The following is a 1859-nucleotide window of genomic DNA, read 5'->3' on the forward strand; positions in this document are numbered from 1 at the left end:
CCTCGTATAATTTTCATATGAATAAATAATCTAGTTTTTAACTAAACTATATATTCTTTTAAGATTGAAGTACTAACTTCAAATCTTTAATTTTTTACAGTTTATGACTTTAGATAAAACAACATTTTTTTCCTTGTAGATGTAAATTCTTTTACATACTTCATCAAATAAAGCCAGTTGATATCTTTAGTTGTTAATCACTTATTTAAAAGCTGTAAGGGTAGCTGTTAGCACTTATTACATATAGATTAACGAGGCTGTGAATTCTAATAATTATCTTTTTAGATAATTATTAGACAACTAAAGATTACACAAAGGACAAAAAAGATGCATTATGTAGGTATAGATATAGCAAAGAACTTTCATGTTGTAACAATCATTGATGAGAATGAAGTTAAGGTTTTTAAAAAAGCATTTAGAGTTGAAAATGATTTAGATGGTTATACTGGTTTTATTGAAAAACTAGAAACAATATCACCTGATAAAACTAATTTCATTATAGGTATTGAAGCCACAGGTATTTATGGTGAAAACCTCTTGGAATTTCTAAAACTAAAAGCTTATAATGTTAAACTATTAAATCCATTTCAAACATCAAGGTATAGAGAACAAACTACAATGAAAAAAGTTAAAAATGATAATATAGATTCATTAATGATTGCACTATTTCTAAAAGATGGCAAATATAGTGAGGGTTATGTAACCGATGATGAGTATCAAAGTCTTAGAACCTTATATCGCAATAGAACTACTATTCAAAGTGATATGCAAGATTTAAAAAAAAGAATATTAACAAATCTTGCAGTTACATTCCCAGAGTTTGAATATATAGTAAATCCATTTACTAATATAGGTTTGGCATTACTTGATAAGTATCCAACAGCTGAACATTATAAGCATAGTAGCGTTGATAGAATAGTTAAAGTATTTAGGCATATTCAAGGGAATAATTTCACAAGTGAAAAAGCCAAACAAATATTAGAAGCATCTAAACAATCTGTATATTCAGGTAAAGCCAAAGATGCTAGGGCAATAGCTATTAAAAGTTCTATAAGACTTCTTCAAATGTATCTTCAAGAGATAGAAATATTAGAACAAGAGATTTTTAGCTTACTTGAAAAACAGAATATATCAACCCAGAAATTTGAAGAAGATATGAAAACTGATGATAAAACAACAACTTTAATAAATAATCTAAAATCAATACCTGGTGTTGCTGAAAGAACTATTGCTGCTATTATTAGTGAATGTGGAGATTTAACAAGATTTCCCACTACTGCTAAATTTATAGGTTATCTAGGATTATTTCCAACTGAAAATAGTTCTGGTAATTCCAAAAATACAGGACATCTAAGTAAAAGAGGTTCATCCATAGCTAAACATGCTCTTTATATGTCAGCTGTTGGTTGTTTACTTCATAATCCTGAATTAAAAACTTTATATGATACTAAAAAATCTCAAGGTAAATCCAAAAAAGAATCCCTTATTGTGGTATCAAGAAAATTAGCAACTATTATATATGCTATATTTAAATATAACACACCATATAATCCAAATCGTGTATTCGCAAAGTCATAAACAGTAAAAAGTTAAAGAACTCAAATTAGTACTTAAATCACTTCATAATAGCACTTATTAAAATAGCTATTACCGTACATAATTGTTCAACCAAACATTGTGTTTGATTATAAAAATACTTTGTCTAAATCTCAAATATAGACTTTTAAAAAGTACTTTCAGAATCAAACATATTTTAGAAATAATTATCTAAAATATGTTTCTTATATATTTATCTTTAATAAAATATTGCCTTTATATAAATCCTTTAATTATTTAAGGTGTTCTTTATAAAAAGGCTT

Annotated in this window: 1 protein-coding gene; it reads left to right on the forward strand. The window is 26.4% G+C overall.

Annotation, left to right across the window (positions count from 1 at the left end; all coding sequences use genetic code 11):
* Positions 1-327: 327 nt before the first annotated feature.
* Positions 328-1578: an IS110 family RNA-guided transposase gene (locus B0174_RS11995; protein ID WP_108561344.1), complete on the forward strand. Its 1251-nt coding sequence runs from the start codon at positions 328-330 to the stop codon at positions 1576-1578.
* Positions 1579-1859: the final 281 nt, after the last annotated feature.

The organism is Arcobacter caeni (assembly GCF_003063245.1).
Lineage (GTDB): Bacteria > Campylobacterota > Campylobacteria > Campylobacterales > Arcobacteraceae > Aliarcobacter > Aliarcobacter caeni.